This is a genomic window from Streptomyces sp. NPDC097595, from assembly GCF_044761525.1.
GTDB lineage: Bacteria > Actinomycetota > Actinomycetes > Streptomycetales > Streptomycetaceae > Streptomyces > Streptomyces drozdowiczii_A.
The window spans coordinates 20413-36988 of record NZ_JBIWCN010000004.1 but is presented as its reverse complement, the minus strand read 5'-3'; the positions used below and the strand labels follow the sequence as shown (position 1 = coordinate 36988).

General features: G+C 72.1%; 13 protein-coding genes. 6 read left to right on the top strand and 7 right to left on the bottom strand.

Annotated features, from left to right (window positions below):
• Nucleotides 1–115 precede the first annotated feature (115 nt).
• From ACIQZN_RS07280 to ACIQZN_RS07270, 3 genes are all read left to right on the top strand, one after another.
• On the top strand, nucleotides 116–1711 hold the full coding sequence (locus ACIQZN_RS07280) for a glycoside hydrolase family 20 protein (protein WP_403989239.1): 1596 nt from the start codon (nucleotides 116–118) through the stop codon (nucleotides 1709–1711).
• Nucleotides 1712–1838: 127 nt separating this feature from the next.
• Nucleotides 1839–2663: a DUF4328 domain-containing protein gene (locus ACIQZN_RS07275; protein WP_403989237.1), complete on the top strand. Its 825-nt coding sequence runs from the start codon at nucleotides 1839–1841 to the stop codon at nucleotides 2661–2663.
• 140 nt (nucleotides 2664–2803) lie between these two features.
• A complete protein-coding gene (locus tag ACIQZN_RS07270) occupies nucleotides 2804–3373 on the top strand; it encodes a hypothetical protein (protein WP_403989235.1) in 570 nt (189 codons plus the stop codon).
• A 499-nt stretch (nucleotides 3374–3872) separates the two neighbouring features.
• Here the strand turns inward: ACIQZN_RS07270 and ACIQZN_RS07265 are convergent, their stop codons facing one another.
• From ACIQZN_RS07265 to ACIQZN_RS07245, 5 genes are all read right to left on the bottom strand, one after another.
• Nucleotides 3873–4580 (bottom strand): class F sortase, encoded by a 708-nt coding sequence (locus ACIQZN_RS07265; RefSeq protein ID WP_403989233.1) that lies wholly within the window; start codon nucleotides 4578–4580, stop codon nucleotides 3873–3875.
• A 102-nt stretch (nucleotides 4581–4682) separates the two neighbouring features.
• Nucleotides 4683–5504 (bottom strand): hypothetical protein, encoded by an 822-nt coding sequence (locus ACIQZN_RS07260; protein ID WP_403989231.1) that lies wholly within the window; start codon nucleotides 5502–5504, stop codon nucleotides 4683–4685.
• A gap of 260 nt (nucleotides 5505–5764) precedes the next feature.
• The gene (locus ACIQZN_RS07255) at nucleotides 5765–7270 is read right to left on the bottom strand and encodes a sulfite exporter TauE/SafE family protein (RefSeq protein ID WP_403989891.1); all 1506 of its coding nucleotides are present in this window, start codon (nucleotides 7268–7270) and stop codon (nucleotides 5765–5767) included.
• A gap of 167 nt (nucleotides 7271–7437) precedes the next feature.
• Nucleotides 7438–8778: a tetratricopeptide repeat protein gene (locus ACIQZN_RS07250; RefSeq protein WP_403989229.1), complete on the bottom strand. Its 1341-nt coding sequence runs from the start codon at nucleotides 8776–8778 to the stop codon at nucleotides 7438–7440.
• Between the two features lie 103 nt (nucleotides 8779–8881).
• Nucleotides 8882–10441: a DUF4331 domain-containing protein gene (locus ACIQZN_RS07245; protein WP_403989227.1), complete on the bottom strand. Its 1560-nt coding sequence runs from the start codon at nucleotides 10439–10441 to the stop codon at nucleotides 8882–8884.
• A gap of 1195 nt (nucleotides 10442–11636) precedes the next feature.
• Here ACIQZN_RS07245 and ACIQZN_RS07240 point away from each other — a divergent pair.
• Entirely contained in the window at nucleotides 11637–12458 is an 822-nt protein-coding gene (locus ACIQZN_RS07240; protein WP_403989889.1) for an RNA polymerase sigma factor, read from the top strand.
• Nucleotides 12458–13603: a hypothetical protein gene (locus tag ACIQZN_RS07235; RefSeq protein ID WP_403989225.1), complete on the top strand. Its 1146-nt coding sequence runs from the start codon at nucleotides 12458–12460 to the stop codon at nucleotides 13601–13603. The genes ACIQZN_RS07240 and ACIQZN_RS07235 overlap by 1 nt, the downstream gene beginning before the upstream one ends.
• A gap of 195 nt (nucleotides 13604–13798) precedes the next feature.
• On the opposite strand, the gene ACIQZN_RS07230 is transcribed toward ACIQZN_RS07235, so the two are convergent.
• A complete protein-coding gene (locus tag ACIQZN_RS07230; protein WP_403989223.1) occupies nucleotides 13799–14707 on the bottom strand; it encodes a L,D-transpeptidase family protein in 909 nt (302 codons plus the stop codon).
• Nucleotides 14708–14910: 203 nt separating this feature from the next.
• Between ACIQZN_RS07230 and leuE the strand changes: the two genes are divergently transcribed.
• Nucleotides 14911–15579: a leucine efflux protein LeuE gene (gene leuE, locus ACIQZN_RS07225; RefSeq protein WP_018101084.1), complete on the top strand. Its 669-nt coding sequence runs from the start codon at nucleotides 14911–14913 to the stop codon at nucleotides 15577–15579.
• Nucleotides 15580–15601: 22 nt separating this feature from the next.
• Here leuE and ACIQZN_RS07220 read toward each other — a convergent pair whose 3' ends face one another.
• Nucleotides 15602–16528 (bottom strand): class I SAM-dependent methyltransferase, encoded by a 927-nt coding sequence (locus ACIQZN_RS07220; protein WP_403989221.1) that lies wholly within the window; start codon nucleotides 16526–16528, stop codon nucleotides 15602–15604.
• Nucleotides 16529–16576 lie beyond the last annotated feature (48 nt).

Here is a 16576-nt window from a genome sequence, read left to right as displayed (position 1 = left end):
CGGATGTGTGAGGAGAATGCCCGGTTACCTCCCTACATCTGCACCGTTTTCTCGCAGTTCTGCTCCCTTGCGCTCCCTTTCTTCCCTCTCCCCCCGAACCGGAGGTTTCTGACTGATGGCACCCTCACGCGGCGCCCTCCTGGCCGTGACGGCGGCGGCCGCGGCGAGCGTCGTCCTCGTCGGCTGCGACGGCTCCGGAACCGAGCACGGCAACGGCCCCGAGACGACCCGGGCGGCCTCGTCCCCCTCGCCCACCCCGTCACCGACCCGCAGCTACCCGCTCTCCAGTACGCCCCGCACCATCCCCGCCGTACGCGAGCACACGCCCGCCCACGGGCCCGGCTGGAAGCCCGGCAAGGACAGCGGGGTCGTCCTCGCCAAGGGCAGCGGCAAGCTGGCCGACGAGGGGAAGCTGCTGGCCGGGGAGCTGAAGATCCACTACCGGGGCGAGGCGGCCGCCCGCGCCGGTGACGTGGAGCTGGCCCTCACCCCGAAGGCGTCCGGCGGCTCGGAGTCGTACACCCTGCGCACCGCCGACGGGCGGGTCAGGATCAGCGGACCCGGCGAGGCGGGCGTCTTCTACGGCACCCGCACCCTCAAGCAGTCCGTGCGCGCCGACGGCTCGATGCCCGAGGGGGAGGTGCGCGACCGGCCGGACAAGCCGCAGCGCGGCCTCAACCTCGACATCGCCCGCAAGTACTACACCGCGTCCTGGATCGAGGACCGGATGCACGAGATGGCCGACCTGAAGCTCAACCAGCTCGGCCTGCACTTCTCGGACGACCAGGCCTTCCGCATCGAGTCCGACACGCACCCCGAGGTGGTCTCGCCGGACCACCTGACGAAGAAGCAGGTCCGGCACATCGTGGCCCTGGCCGGCCGGCTGCACATCCAGGTCGTCCCGGAGATCGACTCGCCGGGCCACCTCGGCGCGGTGCTGCGCGCCCACCCCGACCTCCAGCTGCACAACGTCTCCGGCGTCGCCTCGACCGGTTCGCTGGACATCTCCAAGCCGGGCGCGGCCAAGCTGATCGACGAGCTGCTCGGCGAGTACGCGGAGCTGTTCGGCGGTGCGTACTGGCACCTGGGCGGCGACGAGTACCGGGCGCTGATGGCGAGCGACCCGGCCGCGTCCTATCCGCAGCTCCAGCGCGCGGCCGTCGCGAAGTACGGCTCCGGGGCCGGCATCTCCGACCTCGCCACCGGCTGGCTCAACGACCGGGCGGAGGTGGTCCGCAAGCACGGCATGAAGCCCAAGGCGTGGAACGACGGCCAGTTCCGCGACAGCAAGGTCCGCGCCGACAAGGACATCGAGGTCGAGTACTGGACGGGCAAGGAGTACGGAGCCCGGTCGCCGGAGGAGTATCTGCGCGAGGGCCGCAAGGTCCTCAACCTCAACGACGAGTTCATGTACTACGTGCTCGGCCAGCCCAACGCCTTCGTCTACCCGACCGGCAAGCGGATCTACGAGCAGTGGACCCCGCTCGTGCTGCGCGGCACCACCCCGGTCCCGGCCCGCTACTCCGACCAGATCCTCGGCGGCCGGTTCGCCGTCTGGGGCGACTTCCCGAACGCCCAGACCGCCGAGCAGGTCGCGGCCGGCATCCGGATGCCGCTGCGGGCGACGGCCCAGAAGCTGTGGGTCCCGGGCAAGCCGAAGCTGAGCTACGCGAAGTTCCAGTCGCTGGCGAAGGAGATCGACGCGGGCTGAGTCTCCGGAACGCCTCTGACCATGGACAATGCGGTCGCCGGGCATTACGTTCCGGTGGCCGCGTCGTCCGGGGAGGGACGCGCGCGCTTCTCGCGTCGACGTCCGAATCCTGGGGGGTTCCGTTTCCATGCTCTGTTCACTCTGCGGTACGAGACCGGTCGGCTCGGCCGATGTGCGGTGCGCCGTGTGCGCCGGCGCGGCGGACGCCGGCCGGGGCCGGGCCTGGGCCGGCAGCCCCGGCTGGGCGCCGGCCTCGCCCCGGCTCGACCAGCTGCGCTCGCCGGTGGGCCTGGCCAAGGCGGTGTGCGTGCTGCTCGGCGCCGTGGCCGTCGCGGATGTGCTGTCGATCGCTGCCGGTGTCCACTCCCGCATGCTGCTCGCCGACGGGCTGGACGGCGGCTTCCTCTCGGTGGACGAGGGGGCGTGGACCCGCGCCGACCAGCTGTACCGGCTCGCTGGGCTCCTTCAGGCGTACACGCTCCTCGCGACGGCGGTCGTCTTTCTCGTGTGGATGCGCCGGGTCCGGCGCAACGCGGAGGTGTTCGACCCGTCCGCCCACTCGATGCGGCCCGGCTGGGCGGTCGGCGCCTGGTTCGTGCCCATCGGCGTCCTGTGGCTGCCGTACCGGGTGGCGAGCGGTGTGTGGGCTGCGAGCGTGCCGGTCGAAGGCGACGGTCGCAGGCCCGCCGCGCCGCGTGGCCTGCTGAACGCGTGGTGGGCGGCGCTGATTGTGGACAAGCTCCTGAGCCAGGGCGCGGGCCGCTTCTACGCCGACGCGGAGACCGGGGACGAGATCGTGCGCGGGCTCGACATGGTCGCGGTCTGCGACGCGCTGGACATCGGCGCGGCGGTCCTGGCGATCCTGTTCGTGCGGAGACTGACGGCGATGCAGTCCCGGCGCGCGCACCTCGGCCCGGTCCCTGCGGTGCCGCGTCCGGTTCAGGCGCACTGAGGGAGGAGGCAGGCGGCGGTAATCGGCCACCCTTCAGTGACGCTTTTCGGCCATTCGGCGCTGAATGCGGTAACAGGAAGCGCTGCGCCCCCCTGTGTCCCGGCATGGGGCACATACGGGAGGGCTGACAGGAGACGCCGATGAGCCTGCTCGACCTGATCGCCGCCGCCGACGAACGCGGGCTCGCCGCCGCGGCGGTCGCCTGCCTCGAACGCTGTCTGCCCCAGCCCGCCCAGGGCCCCGGCCCCGACCCGCTGCGCCCGCTCTGGGCCGCCTGCGCCGAGCCCCGCCTCTGGCCCGCCCGCCTCGCGGAGGCCCGCGCCGCGCTGGACACCCTCGCGGACCCCGGCGCACCCGCCGCCCGGGTCCGGGACGTGCTCGCCGCCGCCCCGGCCGAGCGGGCGGGCGAGGGGCTGCGTGTCTGGGCGGACGCCTGCTCGGTGCTGGCCCTGGAGGTCCACCTCGGCCACGACACGACCGCCCCCGCCGCCCCGGACCCGGTGGCCCGCTGCCGGGCGGGCGACCCCTCGGGCGCGGGCCCGCTGCTCGCCGGCGAGGCGGCCCGGCAGACCGCGATCCTGGAGATGCTGGCGGCCATGGACGAGGACGCCCCCGCCACGGCAGGGCTGCGCCAGATCCGCGACGTCTCCACGGAGGGCCGGCGGATACTCCGCGCGGCGTCGGCCCGGCGGGGGCGGGTGCGGTCCTGAGACCCCGGCCCCTACCGCCGGATGAGGCAGAGCTCGCCGCCTTGGACGAGGATCGCGCACACGCGGACGGGGACACGGTGCACCCCTCCATCGACGCGCGGACCTTCCCGCTCCGCGTCCACCTCCTGCACGGGACCTCGGCGACGGTCGCCCGCGACGGGCTGACCACTCGGTACCTCGACGGGGACGGCTTCCTCCACGAGCTCGCCCGACCCGGGGAGGCAGGACAACGGCCACCACCACACCGTCCTCCGCCACTGAAACGCGCAGAACCGGAAGAGCCCGTTCGGGTGCGGTTCCGGCGACGACCAATCCGGCTTCCCGACGGTGACGAATGCAAGGTGTGAGCGGTTGTCAGGAGGAGCAGGCACCGCGCACAAGGAGGCTCCCCGGCGGCTGCGGGGGGTCTCCGCTCGCGCCTCGCGGAGGAAGGTCCGCGGGGAGGCGGTTGTTGTGGGGCGTCATTCTCGTGGGCGCCCCACAACGGATCGTCCGGCGCCTACGTGTGACTGCCTGTGAGAGTGGCGTAGACGACGACGTTGTCGGCGTAGTGGCTCTCGGCCGCGGAGTAGTCCCCGCCGCAGGTGATGAGGCGCAGACCGGCGTGGTCGAGGTTGCGGTACACCTCGACCGTGGGGAACCGGTCCTTGGGGTAGACGGCGGTGCGATCGACGGTGAAGGTCGCGGTGGTGCCGTCCGCGCGACGGATCTCGATGCGGTCGCCGGGGTCGAGTTCGGCCAGCTTGAAGAAGACCGCCGGTGCGCGGTTCCAGGTGACGTGTCCCGCGATCACCGAGGGGCCGCGGGCCCCGGGCGGCGGGCCTGGGCTGTACCAGCCGGCCTTGTCCGGATCGCGGGGGGTCTCCATCGCCCTGTCCCTGCCGAGTGCCAGGTCCTCCAGCGTGGACGTCACCTTGATCGCGGGGATCGTGATGCTCAGCGGCCGGGAGGCGGACAGCACGGTCGTGCCTTGCTCGCCTCCCGGCGAGCCGGACGCCTTCCCGTCGCGGGCGGCCGTATGCCCGACGGAGGCCCGAGGGGTGCCGGCTGTCTCCTTCGCGGCCGGAGGGGCGGGCTGCTGGCGGTCGATTCCCAGACCCAGCATCAGTGCCCCGGCCAGCAGCAGCACCATGATGCCCGCCGTGAGGACGAACCGCCATCGCCGCAGTGACGTAGGGACCTCGTCATCGCTTGCGCTTCCGTTCATCGGGGTCGCCCTTCCCTGCTCGCTGCCGCCGCGGACACCTGGACCGGTGGCCCGACCGGCGGAAGCCCTTGGGGGCGACCGCGGGTCGAACGGGACTCGTGATCAGCTGCCGTCGTGGCCGGCCGTACGGACGCGGCGGCGTACGGCGAAGAGACCACCGGCCGCGAGGACGGCCACGCCGCCCGCCGCGAGCAGCCGCGGCGACTCGATGCCTTCCGTCGTGGTTCCACCGGTCTCGACGCCGCCCACCGGCATGGAGCCGACGGCCGCGCCCTTGACCATGCCGCAGCTGGCCGGAGCGGTGGCCTCCTGGGGGAGCTTGGGGTCGAGTTCGCTCTTGCCCGCGCCGAAGTCGTACTTCCCGTCGCTGTTCCGGTCGATGCCGTGCTGCACCACGTGCAGGTCCTTGATGTGCTCCGCCACGTCCTTGGAGACGGTGATGGTGCGGGAGTACGTCAGCTTGCCGTCCTTGTCGGCGACGGGCATCCGGTCCACCGCGAGGCCGCTGTCCTTGGAGGTGTCGCCCTTGGTGGTCAGGGAGATGTTGATGTCTCCGTACATGGGCAGGCCCTCGGCGGTGGTGACGATGCCGTCGCCGTCCTTGTCCGCGCTCTTGTCGGGGCAGCGGAAGTCGTGGCCGTCCGTGGATCCGTGGATGTGCTGGGCGTGCGGCTGGCCGGGAACCAGCCCCTCGGCGTCGATCTTCACGGTGAGCCGGTCGCCCTCCACGCTGACCAGGGCGGTACCACTGGCACCGGAGTCGTTCAGCTGCTCCAGGTCGATCTGGTACGTGTCACCGTCGGCGGCCTTCGTGGTGCCGGCGGAGTGTCCCTCGTGGGCCAGGGACGGCGCGGCTGCCACGAGGGTGAGTGCGGCGGGCAGGGCGAACAGCGTGGCGAGACGGGCTGTGCGGCGGGCTATCACGAAGACGCATCCCCTTTCGGAAGTCCCGGCGGAAGCCGGAACGACGTTTGGTTGCTGATGCCGTGTATTCGGAACCCCGCGGCGTCCGGATTGGTCGGAGCATGACGAACGTTGCCCCCCGGGGCAGCCGCGTACGCGGATGCCGTGCACGAACGCGACCGTCAGCACGGTGTCGGGAACTCGGAGCGCGGTGGCCCCGCCCCCCCGGACACGGTCGGCACTCCCTCTGGTGCTTCCGCCGGACCATCCCCTCAGCCGGTCTACCAGGGGCCGGCAGCAGCCCGGAGGGTCAGCAGCAGACCGACCAGGAGTACGAGCCCGGCGGAGGCGGCGGGAACGACGCCCGAAAGGCGGGCGAGCGGGACGCGGAGGCGGGCATACCTGTCCGCCCTCGCCTTGAACGTGTCGCGCAGCCGGACCAGCAGCAGGCCGGCCAGGGTGAGTGTGGCGGCCATGCCGAGGCCGTAGCCGACAACGAGCAGCACGCCGAAGGCCGTCCGTCCCAGGGCCACGGCGCCGAGCAGGACGACCAGGGCGGAGGGGCTGGGTACCAGGCCCCCCGCGATTCCCATGCCGATCAGGCCGGTGCGCGACGTCCTGGCGTGGTGGTGGTGCCCGGCGTGCGCGTGGCCCGGCCCATGGGCGTGGGAATGGGGACGATCGTGTGTGTGGGGGGCGGTCCTGACCGGGGCGAGGACTGTGCCGTCCGCGTGGGTCGCGTCCGAGCCCGGCCGGGGCTCCGCCGTGGGAAGCGGACCCGAGGGGCGAGCTTGGTGCGGGACATGGTCGTGGAGGTGCTGGGGTCCGTGGGCGTGTCCGTGACGGTGTGTATGGCCGTGGGCGTGTCCGTGGCCGGTGCCCTTGGTCAGGGCGGTGCGCATGAGCCACAGGCCGATCCCGGTGACCATCAGTCCGCTGACGAGACCGAGCCAGGTCAGGACCGTCTCTCCCGCGAGCGAGGTCGCGAGCGGCAGCGCGAGCCCGAGCGCGAGGACCCCCGCGGTGTGGGTGACGGTGACGGTGACTCCGACGGTGACGGCATCGCGCGGGGTCCCGCGGCGCCCGGCCAGGTACGCGGCCATGAGGGTTTTGCCGTGGCCGGGAAGGGCCGCGTGCGAGGCGCCGAGCACCAGGGAGAGCAAGAGCGCCATGAGCCCTGCGGGGACGGTGAGTTCGTGTCGGCCCACCAGGGTGTCGAATGTCGTGGACACCTTTCCGGCGACCGTGGAGAGCGGGCCCGCGCCGGGCAGCGACTCTGCGGGGCCGGCGGCGGCGCGTCGTCCGTCGCCGGGTTCCGTGTGAAGCCGGGCCGACCGCTGGTCCAGAGGCGTGGCCAGCGGGTCCTTCGGGTAGTGGCGGAGTTCGTCGGTCGGCGAGATGGCGGGGAGTGGCGAGTGGATGAGGGTGACCCCCCGCCCGCGCGCGGTCATCTCCTGCCAGCCGATGCGGCGTTCGTCGTAGTCCGTGCGCACGTCGATGTCGGCCGCAGCAGCCAGTTCCGCGGGGGCGCTCAGGGCGCAGCTCATCCTGCTGGTCCGCAGGCCGCCCTCGCCGGGGTGATAAGTGAGCGTGCTCGTCACGTTCCTCCAGTGCACCGGTGTGCGCCCGATGGCCAGGCGCAGTTGTCCCGCGAGTTCGGCGCAGCCCTCCGACGCGTAGGACCGGGCTTCCGCCGGATCGGTGACGCCGTTGTGGTCCCCATCGATGTGCGGGCGTTCCTGCGCGGTGGCGATCTCCGCGCGGTCCACGACGATGAGCGCGTCCACGGCGTCCTGGCGAAGGACCAGCCCCGTGTGGTGGTTGACGGTGAAGTTGCCGAGCGGATGCGCGTACGCGGTGGCGGCGGGACCCGTCACGAGAGCGGTTGCGGTTCCGATGAGGATCAGAGCGGCAAGGGCGCGGGAGGGCGTTCGGCGCGAGGGACGGTTTCGGTTCATCGGGCGGCTTCGATTCTGCTGAGCGCGGCGCGCGCCCGGGGGGCGTTCACCGGATGGAAGTGGGGATCGATGCCGAGGGCTCGCCGGAGGTCAGTCCGGGCGGCCTCGGTCCGGCCGAGCGCCTCGTTGATCATCGCCCGGTGGTAGTGGAAGGGTGCGCTGACCGTGCCGAGCGCGAGGGCGAGGTCGGCTTGCTCAATGGCCTCGATGTCGCGGCCGGCGCGATGCAGCGCCCAGGCCATCGCGTCGTGCACCGCGAGGAAGGGCCGCTGCCGCAGAGCGGTGCGCCCCATCGCCACTGCCCTGTCGGGGTCGCCGTGGTCGGCCTCGAACAGGACTCCGTCCACGTCGGCCACTCCTCCGGTGGCCTCGCGCAGCTTCTCCTGCGCTCTGAGCACGCCGTACTGCTCCTCGGCCTTCTCCGGGTGGCTGAGGGATTCCTGGAGATCCGCCAGGCCGAGAAGGTACTGAGGCAGGGGCGCGGCGGCGATGGCCGCGGTGTAGTCGCTGACGGCCTGCCGATTCCGGCCGAGCGCGGCGTGGGCGCGGGCGCGTGCCTCCAGCAGGGCGGGGTCTTCCGGCGACGCGGCCAGCCCGGTGTCCGCGAGGTGCACGGCGGTGCGCGGATCGCCGGTCTCCAGGGCGAGTGTGGCGAGATGGGTCAGGGCGAAGGCCTTGTCGGACGGGGTGCCGGCGGCCTGGTAGGACTTCTCCATCAGGTCGCGTGCCCGCTTCGTGTCGCCCCGGAGTTCCCAGCTGTAGGAGGCCCGTGCGAGCGCGCCGCTGTCGGGCCGCAGATCGGTCATGCGCTGGACCGCCGCGTAGGACTCCTCGTAGCGGCCGAGTTGGGTGAGTGCGTCGGCCAGGACACCTTGGGCGGGTGCGCTGTACGGGTCGGATGTGGTGGCCCGCCTGGCCCAGGTCAGGGCTTCGGCGAAGCGGTGCAGGGAGGCATCCAGGGCGCCCATGCCGGTCTCCGCGGCGAAGTTGCCGGACGGCTGGAGGACCAGGGACTTGCGCAGCGCGGCCCTGGCCCGGGTGTAGGTGGCAGCGTCCGGCGTGCTGCGTGCCTGTTGCACGTAGGCCATGCCGAGGGAGGACCATCCGGTGGGATCGGCGGGCAGTTCGCGTACGCGTGCCCGGAGGGCTTCGACGCCGTTCGTGCTACGGAAGGCGGGGGCATGGGACGGGGCGGCCGGGGCTTGCTGCTGCGGAGCCAGGCCCAGCGCCCCGACCGTGAAGAGCACGCCGCCCAGAGAGAGTGTGATGGCCGTGTTGCGCAGTCGTCTGCTCCCACGGGTCCGGCGCGCGGGGATGGGGTCGGTCGGGGCTGGCACGGGTACTCCCGGTGTGGTGTGACGGGCGGGGACGGTGTCCGGACCGGCCGATCCGGTCCGGACACCGCTGCTGTCCGGCTCTTTGCCCTGGGCGGGCGGCCGGTCAGCTCGTCGCGCGGCGCCGACGCAGGCGCAGTCCGCCGAGTCCGAGCAGGGCGGCACCCGCGGTGCCGAGCGCGACGGCGTGCGACGGCTTCATCGCCGACTTCCCGGTCCCGGAAGGACCGCTGTTGACGCTCTTGGAGTGCGGGAGCGCCAGGTACGGGAAGCGTGCGCCGAAGGGCACCTCATTGGCGTCGACCTTGTCACCCGCGGCGAGGGCGGGCACGATCTTGCCTGTCTGGGCGGCGCCTTCCACCGCCTGGAGGGAGATGTCGATGACGTCGTCCGCCAGTCGGCGTCCGTTCGGGAAGCCGGCAAGGTCTCCGCCGAGCACCCCGAGCCGGTTCGGCTTCACCGCGGGCGGCACGGCCATGTTCAGCCGCAGTTCCTCGGCCGGGACGATCCTCTTGAGCGAGGCGTCCTTGTTCAGCCGGTGTGCGTTCAGATCGGCCTTGATCGGTCCGCATGCCTTGCAGATGCCGGTGAGGTAGATCTCCGCCAGGTCGTGGCGTGGGGCCTTGGGTGCCGGCACGCCGTACACCTTCTGGATCAGCTTGGGAAGGATCGGGTCGAGCACCTTGTCCACGACGGGCTGGACGGTGCGGTCCTGGCTGGGGTTGAGGGTATTGAAGGCGTCCTTGTACTTGAGCGGGACCACGACCTCGTTGACCAGCGGGTTTCCGAGGCGCGAGACCTGCTTCCACCCGGTGTGGTTGCTGGTACGGGAGTCGGTGACCTGGACACCACGGCGTTCGGTGGTGGACCAGATCCCGATGACCGGGTTGCGGGTGGCGTTGCCGCGCAGCGCCAGGTCCTTCTTGGGAATCTGGAGTGCGACCGAGTTGACGTTGTAGCCGGCGAGGGTGTCCTGTCCGCGTTCGCTCAGGTCGCCGCCGTAGAGCAGGTCGAAGACGCGCAGGTCGGCGAAGAACGGGTCCTCGGACTGCCCGGCGAACGCCTTGCCGCCACGCGGGACGTCGCGTACCGCCTGGGCACGCAGGGCGGCGTAGTCCGGCATGGACGCCTTGCCGACACGGGACGGTGTGACCGGGGCCCCGCGCAGGATCGTGGAGGTGCCGCGCGAGGTGGTCACCGTCAGGTCATAGACCTGACGGATGTTCAGGTCCGGGTCGTTGAGGGAGGTGACCTGGCCCGTGTTGTACAGGAACTGGCCGCTCGCATCCCGGGTCAGGGTGCGGAAACGCCAGCTGTAGGTGAGGTCGGCGTTGCCGTCACCGGTGTTGTCGATCTTGATGTTGTACCGCGCGTCGTCCGCGAACTGGTAGAAGTTCGGTCCGCCGTTGGGCTCCTCGAAGGGGATCCAGTTGGCGGCGAGGGTCACGGTGCCCGAGCGATCGGGGCTGGTGAACGCGTACACGTCGGTGTTGTCCGCGCGCGGGTCGCCTGCGATGAGTGGAGCCTCGCGGTGGCTCGACGCGGCACTGATACCGGGTGCGAGCGTGAGGATGCCGAGGCCTGTGGCCAGGGCACCGGCACCGAGAACGAGAAGCGAGTGGTCGAGGGCGCGCCTGCTGCGTGGCCTCGGAGTGGGGGATGACAAGACTGAACCTCTCGGCTGGCGGAATCACCGCAGACCGGCCGCGTGGCCGCAGTGCCGGTCCGGGTGTCCGGAGGCGGGTGGAATGAAGCCCGAGATCCCGGACGACGGAAAGTAAATCCGGTCGCCTTTCGCGGAGGCTGGGCCTCCGTTGATCGTCGGAGCGATAGAGAAGCACACTTGTCCAGAACTCGGAACGCCTGACAGCCTCGCAATTAAGCAAAACGAAGCGGGCAGTGGTCCATGACTCCTGATGGGTGCCGCATTTCGAGCGAATGCCGGGAGGGGAGAATCACCCCGGAAGGAAGCCGTCTCTTTGGGCCGAACGTGTGACGCGCCCCTTATTGCGACCGTTGTGCAATAAGGAGCGCGTCTTCTCGCCCCCTCCGTGGAAGGGTGCGGAAGGGCTCGTTCTCCCAGGGTCCCGGCTTGCAGCCGTTTGATCACCTGAGCCGCCATGGGGATCGCGGGCCCTCCGCGGCCCCCACTCCTGGGCAATCCGTGACCGGAGTGGCTACGAATCACCTTCGACCGCAAAGGGCGAGGAATTCGGAGAGTCCCGGAGGGGAATCAGGAAAACGGTATCGAACGGGTGTCCTTCGTGTGGCGCCCGGCCATCGTCATTCATGGGCATGGCTGATGCCGAATTCAGTCATGCCCTTAATTGACGAGGCCCTTTTCCTCTTGGTCGAGCAGTGATTTCGAGGGCGGCGACGGCACGGACGGCGACGCTGATCCGGGTGGTGCCGCAAGGGGAGTCGCCGGCAACGGAAGTGCCAGGAGCTCGTCCTGAGGCAACGAGGTGACTGAGCGCGGACAGGCCAGGTGAGCGCCGGGAAAGCGCTGGTCACCGAGGTACTGAGGAATTCCCTGACGTGTTGGCCACACCGTTGGTCGCGGACGGGCCGGCTGATCCGCGAAGCGCCTGGTCAAGCGACCACGTGTCGGAACGACGACCGGGGCCGCCACCCCCCACAGGAGAGGCCCCGGTCGTCTTCCGCGGGGTCGCAGGACGACCCCGTACTCATCTCAGCGCCGTGGGTGCGTTTTCTGTCACACCGGGGTGGGGCGATGGAATGTTGCGGGTTGTACAAGTCATGGACGCGGTGCACGCCAAGGACGTAGCGTGCTGAGTCGCGCAGGGTGGCGCGGCAGTGGTGACCAGCTGCGATTCGGACAGCAGGGCAGGGTTGAGGTAGTGCTGGGGGACGACGCGGGGCTTACTGCCGCGGTGCTCGCGGCACAGCGCGGGGACGAGGACGCCTTCCGTACTGTGTACCGCGCTGTGCAGCCGCGGCTGCTTGGCTACATAAGGACACTGGTGGGGGATCCGGACGCCGAGGACGTGGCGTCCGAGTCGTGGCTTCAGATAGCCCGTGACCTCGACCGTTTCAGCGGGGACGCCGACCGCTTCCGGGGCTGGGCCGCGCGCATAGCCCGCAACCGGGCGCTGGACCATCTCCGGATGCGCGGCAGGCGCCCCGCCATCGGCGGCGACGAGACGGAGCTCTCCGACAAGCCGGCCGGCTCCGACACCGCCGACGAGGCGATCGAATCCCTGGCGACCGGGCGCACCCTGTCGCTCATCGCCCAGCTGCCGCAGGACCAGGCCGAGGCGGTGGTCCTCCGGGTGGTGGTCGGCCTCGACGCGAAGAGCGCGGCGCAGACCCTCGGCAAGCGGCCCGGCGCGGTCCGCACCGCCGCCCACCGCGGCCTGAAGCGGCTCGCCGAACTGCTCGGGGCGGACGCGGCCGGGACCGCGGCCCAGCGCCCGGGCGGTGGGGAGGGGCAGCCCGGCCCCGCGCCCGTCCCAGGTCAGGCGGACGGCACCCTGCGGCACCGGGCGCAGCCGGAGGGCCCCGAGGCACCCTCGGCGGCCTTCCGGGAGAATGCGGGGGACGACGCGCCGGGACGGACCGGGGAGCTCGGCGCCGTACCCGTACAACGCCCCCCACGCACCGGCCTGGTGGCTCCCGCCGGTGTGACGCATTCGCGTCTGTGGACGCAGAAGGACATGTGATGGCCGACGAGCAGTACGCATGGCTTGACAAGGAAGCGGCGGAGAAATTGCTCCGCGGCGAACCGGTCGACCCTGCCGAAGGCCGTCCCCGCCAGGACGCCGAACGCCTGGCCGCAGCCCTCGACGCCGTCGCCCGCACCGCCCGCCCCGCCGCCGGCGAACTCCCCGGCGAGGCCGCCGCGCTCGCCGCCTTCCGTGCCGCCCCCCGCCGCCCCCGTACCGCCGGAGCCGGCGCCGGAGCCGGGGCCTCGGCCGCGCACGGCGACGACGCCGATACGGCGGTGCTCGCCCCGGTCCACATAGGCAGGGCGGCCGGCCCCGAGCACGGCGGGCGCCCGTTCCGCTGGAGCAGGCCCCTGCGCTTCGGGCTCGTCGCCTCCCTGGCCTGCTGTGCCCTGGGAGGGGTGGCCGTGGCAGCCGGGTCCGGGATGCTGCCCGGCCCCTTCAGCCGGCACACCCCCGCACCGGCGACCTCGGTCTCGGCCGCCGAGTCCCCCGAGGAGCTGGGCAGCGACGTCCTCCCCGACGAGGAGACCTCCGCGCCCCCGCAGCCCGGCACCCCGACCCCGGACGCCCCGCCCCCCGGCGGCCGCACCGGCGCCGACTCCGACTCCGACTCCGGCGACCAGGACACCGCACGCCCCGGCGGCGGCGCCTCCCACGACGACCGGAGCGGCAAGGACGACGGGACCGGCACCGACCGCACGGGCGGCAGCCGCACCGGCGGCGGGACGGACCCCGGGGACGGCGGCTCCGACGACGACGGCGGGAACGAGGACCCCGGCAAGGGGGACGGCCACTCCGGCGACGACACCTCCGGCTCCTGGTACGCCAAGACCCTCCAGGCGTGCCGCGACTACCGGGACGGCACGCTCGACGCCGACCGCCGCACCCGCCTCGAAGCCCTGGCCAAGGGCGCCCGCAACCTCGACCGGTTCTGCGACCGGCTCCTCGACGCCGAGGACGGCAAGCACGGCGGCGGAGCGGGCGACGCCGAGCAGGGTGGCGACGCCTCCGCGCCGCTCCCCGCCATCCGGTTCACCGAGTCGCCCGGCCCCTCGACGGCGGCCGTCGCCCCGGACCCGGGGGCGACGGATTCCGCCTCCGAGGACCCCCGGCCGGCCGCCTCCGGGTGGGCTCGCTGACCTTTGCTACCGGCCGGTGTGACATTTTCCGGCCCGCCGACGCTGTACGGAATGAGCCGACTGGTCATCGGCAGCGCCCGGAGCCGGGGTTCCCCCCGTACCTGCGGCTCGGCGCACATGGCGCGGGCGGGACACGTTCCCCCGGTCCCGTCCGCGCCCCTCATCTCTCGTGTCCCACTAGTGGACGACTTCGTCTCACTTGTAGACGACGACCTTGTCCCCGGTGCGGACGGCGGCGAAGAGGGCCGCAATCTTCCCCTCGTCCCGGACGTTCACACACCCGTGCGAGGCGCCGTTGTAGCCGCGGGCCGCGAAGTCCGAGGAGTAGTGCACCGCCTGGCCGCCGCTGAAGAACATCGCGTACGGCATGGCCGTGTGGTAGATCGAGGACACGTGGTGGCGCGACTTCCAGTACACGGAGAACGTGCCCTCGCGGGTCGGCGTGTACTGCGAGCCGAACCGCACGTCCATGGACGAGACGACCTTGCCGTCGATCATCCAGGACAGCGAGCGGCTGTTCTTGCTGATGCAGATGACCCGCCCCGTCAGACACCGCTTGTCCGGCTTGGCGACCGGGCGGGTGGTCGGCGGGTTCAGCTCGGCCGCCGTCGGCTCGTGCGTCATGCCGAGCAGCTTCTGCCAGGTGACGGTGTCCGTCTTCCCGGTCCGCTCCAGGCCGCGCTTGCCCTGGAAGGACTGCACGGCGGCCACGGTGACAGTCCCGTAGTAGCCCGTGGGGTTGCGGTCGAAATGCCCGATCTGCCGCAGCCGCGCCTGGAGTTCGCGCACCTGCTTGCCCTCGGCCCCGCTCGCCATGAGCACCTTGCCCTGCGGATCGGCCGTGGGCGTGGTGCTGCTCGCACTGGGCTTCGGCGATGCCTTGACCGGCTCCTTCGGCTTCGCGCTCGGCGACGGGCTCGCGGAGCCGCCCGGCTTCGCGTCGTCGGTGGGGGAGCTGCTGCCCGCCGGTGCGGACGGCGCGGCCGAGGCGCCGGACGCGGGCTGCTCCTTGCAGCCGGCCGTCACCCCGGCCATCGCCACCACGGCCACGACGGCGGCCCCTCGGAGCGCGTAACCGCGCCCGGTCCTGCGCGTGCGTATCATCCCAGCCCCCTGCATCCTCGGTCCCGGCGTCGTCGGCCCCTGGACCCGCGTATCCCATGGGACGGGTTCCCGCTCCACCCGGTTGCCGAATCCTGCATCCCGCTTACCGTCGCGCATCTGTGACGCAGAACGCACCCTTCCGCACGCCTGCACCCGGAATTCCCGCTTCCGCACGGTCGTGGCCGCGTGCGAGACTCCGTTCCATGCTGGGTGTCACCGACCTTCCGACCTATCTCGCCGGCCTCGTGCTGATCGTTCTGCTGCCGGGCCCGAATTCGCTGTACGTGCTGTCCGTCGCCGCGCGGCGCGGCGTGCGGACCGGCTATGTGGCGGCGGCCGGGGTGTGGACCGGGGACACCGTGCTGATGACGCTGTCCGCGCTGGGCGCCTCGTCGCTGCTGCAGACGACGCCCGTGCTGTTCGCGATCGTCAAGTACGCGGGCGCCGGCTATCTGACCTGGATGGCGATCGGGATGCTGCGCGCCGCCGTGTCGATGTGGCGCGAGCGGCACCGGCGGGTCGCCGAGATCACCGACGAGGAGCGCGCCGAGGCGCAGGCCCCGGGCGCCATGGAGAGGCCGTACCGGCGGGCGCTGGTCGTCAGCCTGTTCAACCCGAAGGCGATCCTCTTCCTGATCTCGTTCTTCGTGCAGTTCGTGGACCCCGGATACGCCTACCCCGCCCTGTCGTTCCTGGTCCTGGGCACCCTGCTCCAGCTCGCCAGCTTCCTGTACCTGTCGGCGCTGATCTTCGGCGGCACCCGGCTCTCCGCCGCCTTCCGCAGGCGCCGGCGGCTCTCGGCCGGGGCCACCTCGGCGGCCGGGGTGCTGTTCCTCGGCTTCGCCGCGAAGCTGTCGCTCAGCAGCGTCTGACGGGTCCTTCAGGGGCTACGGGTCACTCCGCCCGCAGATACGCCGACGTCGCCACGCGCCCCAGCAGCCGCAGCCGCGAGGTCCCGTCCGCCAGATGCTTGTCCAGGGCCTCCTGGACGCCCGGCCACGCCGCGTCGCCGTAGTCGTCGAGCACCACGATCCCGCCGGGGGCCACGATCCCCTCGACCCATTCCAGGTCGGCGGCCACCCCCGCCATGGAGTGGTCGCCGTCCACCACGATCACCCCGTACTCCCGGTCGCCCGCCTCCGCCCGCACCTCCGTGGCGCTGGAGAAGCCGCGCACGATCCGGGGGTGGTGCGTCGTGCCGCCCCCGGTCAGCGCCAGGTTGGCCCGCACCACGTCCTCGCGGACCGGCGTGCCCGTGGGGTCGGCGGGCTGCGAGGTGCCCGGCTGGAGCTGGGAACCGGCCAACGGGTCCACGATCGTCAGCTCCGGCTCCACCCCCGCCCGGTGCGTCATCCGGGTCAGCGCGGCGGCGAACAGCCCGTACAGCGTGCCGATCTCCAGGATGCGCCCGTTGGGCGGAGCCAGCAGCGGTACGGTCGCCAGCTTGCCGCACACATTGGACGTCGAGCCCGCGAGCCGCCCGACGCCCAGTGCCTCCAGGGCGACCACCGTGCGGTAGGCGGACACCACACTGCGCCGCGCCGCCGCGTTGTTCCCGGCCAGCGCCCCCACCTCGCGGACCAGCCGGTCGACCTCGTGGGCCGGCGGCATGCGGTGGGCGCCGCGCCCGGTCCCGTCGAGCAGCAGCTCCACGGCATACCGGCCGCGCCGCTCCTCCTCGTACTCCCTTCGCAGGGTGGCGAGTTCGCCGCGCAGCGGCCCGGCGGCGCGCTCCACGCGCTGCTGGATGCGGCGGTCGACCAGGGCGGCGGCGGGGCGCAGGGCGCGCCGTGTCAGGCGGTTGTTCAGAAGGGAGACCATGGCTGGGAACGTACGCGCGAGCGCCGGGCCGCCCCACTACGCGGAGAT

Bases quoted from the DNA above. Each gene is read 5' to 3' on its own strand.
- ACIQZN_RS07280 (WP_403989239.1), top strand. From the start codon at position 116: ATGGCACCCTCACGCGGCGCCCTCCTGGCCGTGACGGCGGCGGCCGCG.
- ACIQZN_RS07275 (WP_403989237.1), top strand. From the start codon at position 1,839: ATGCTCTGTTCACTCTGCGGTACGAGACCGGTCGGCTCGGCCGATGTG.
- ACIQZN_RS07270 (WP_403989235.1), top strand. From the start codon at position 2,804: ATGAGCCTGCTCGACCTGATCGCCGCCGCCGACGAACGCGGGCTCGCC.
- ACIQZN_RS07265 (WP_403989233.1), bottom strand. From the start codon at position 4,580: ATGAACGGAAGCGCAAGCGATGACGAGGTCCCTACGTCACTGCGGCGA.
- ACIQZN_RS07235 (WP_403989225.1), top strand. From the start codon at position 12,458: ATGGCCGACGAGCAGTACGCATGGCTTGACAAGGAAGCGGCGGAGAAA.
- ACIQZN_RS07230 (WP_403989223.1), bottom strand. From the start codon at position 14,707: ATGATACGCACGCGCAGGACCGGGCGCGGTTACGCGCTCCGAGGGGCC.
- leuE (WP_018101084.1), top strand. From the start codon at position 14,911: ATGCTGGGTGTCACCGACCTTCCGACCTATCTCGCCGGCCTCGTGCTG.
- ACIQZN_RS07220 (WP_403989221.1), bottom strand. From the start codon at position 16,528: ATGGTCTCCCTTCTGAACAACCGCCTGACACGGCGCGCCCTGCGCCCC.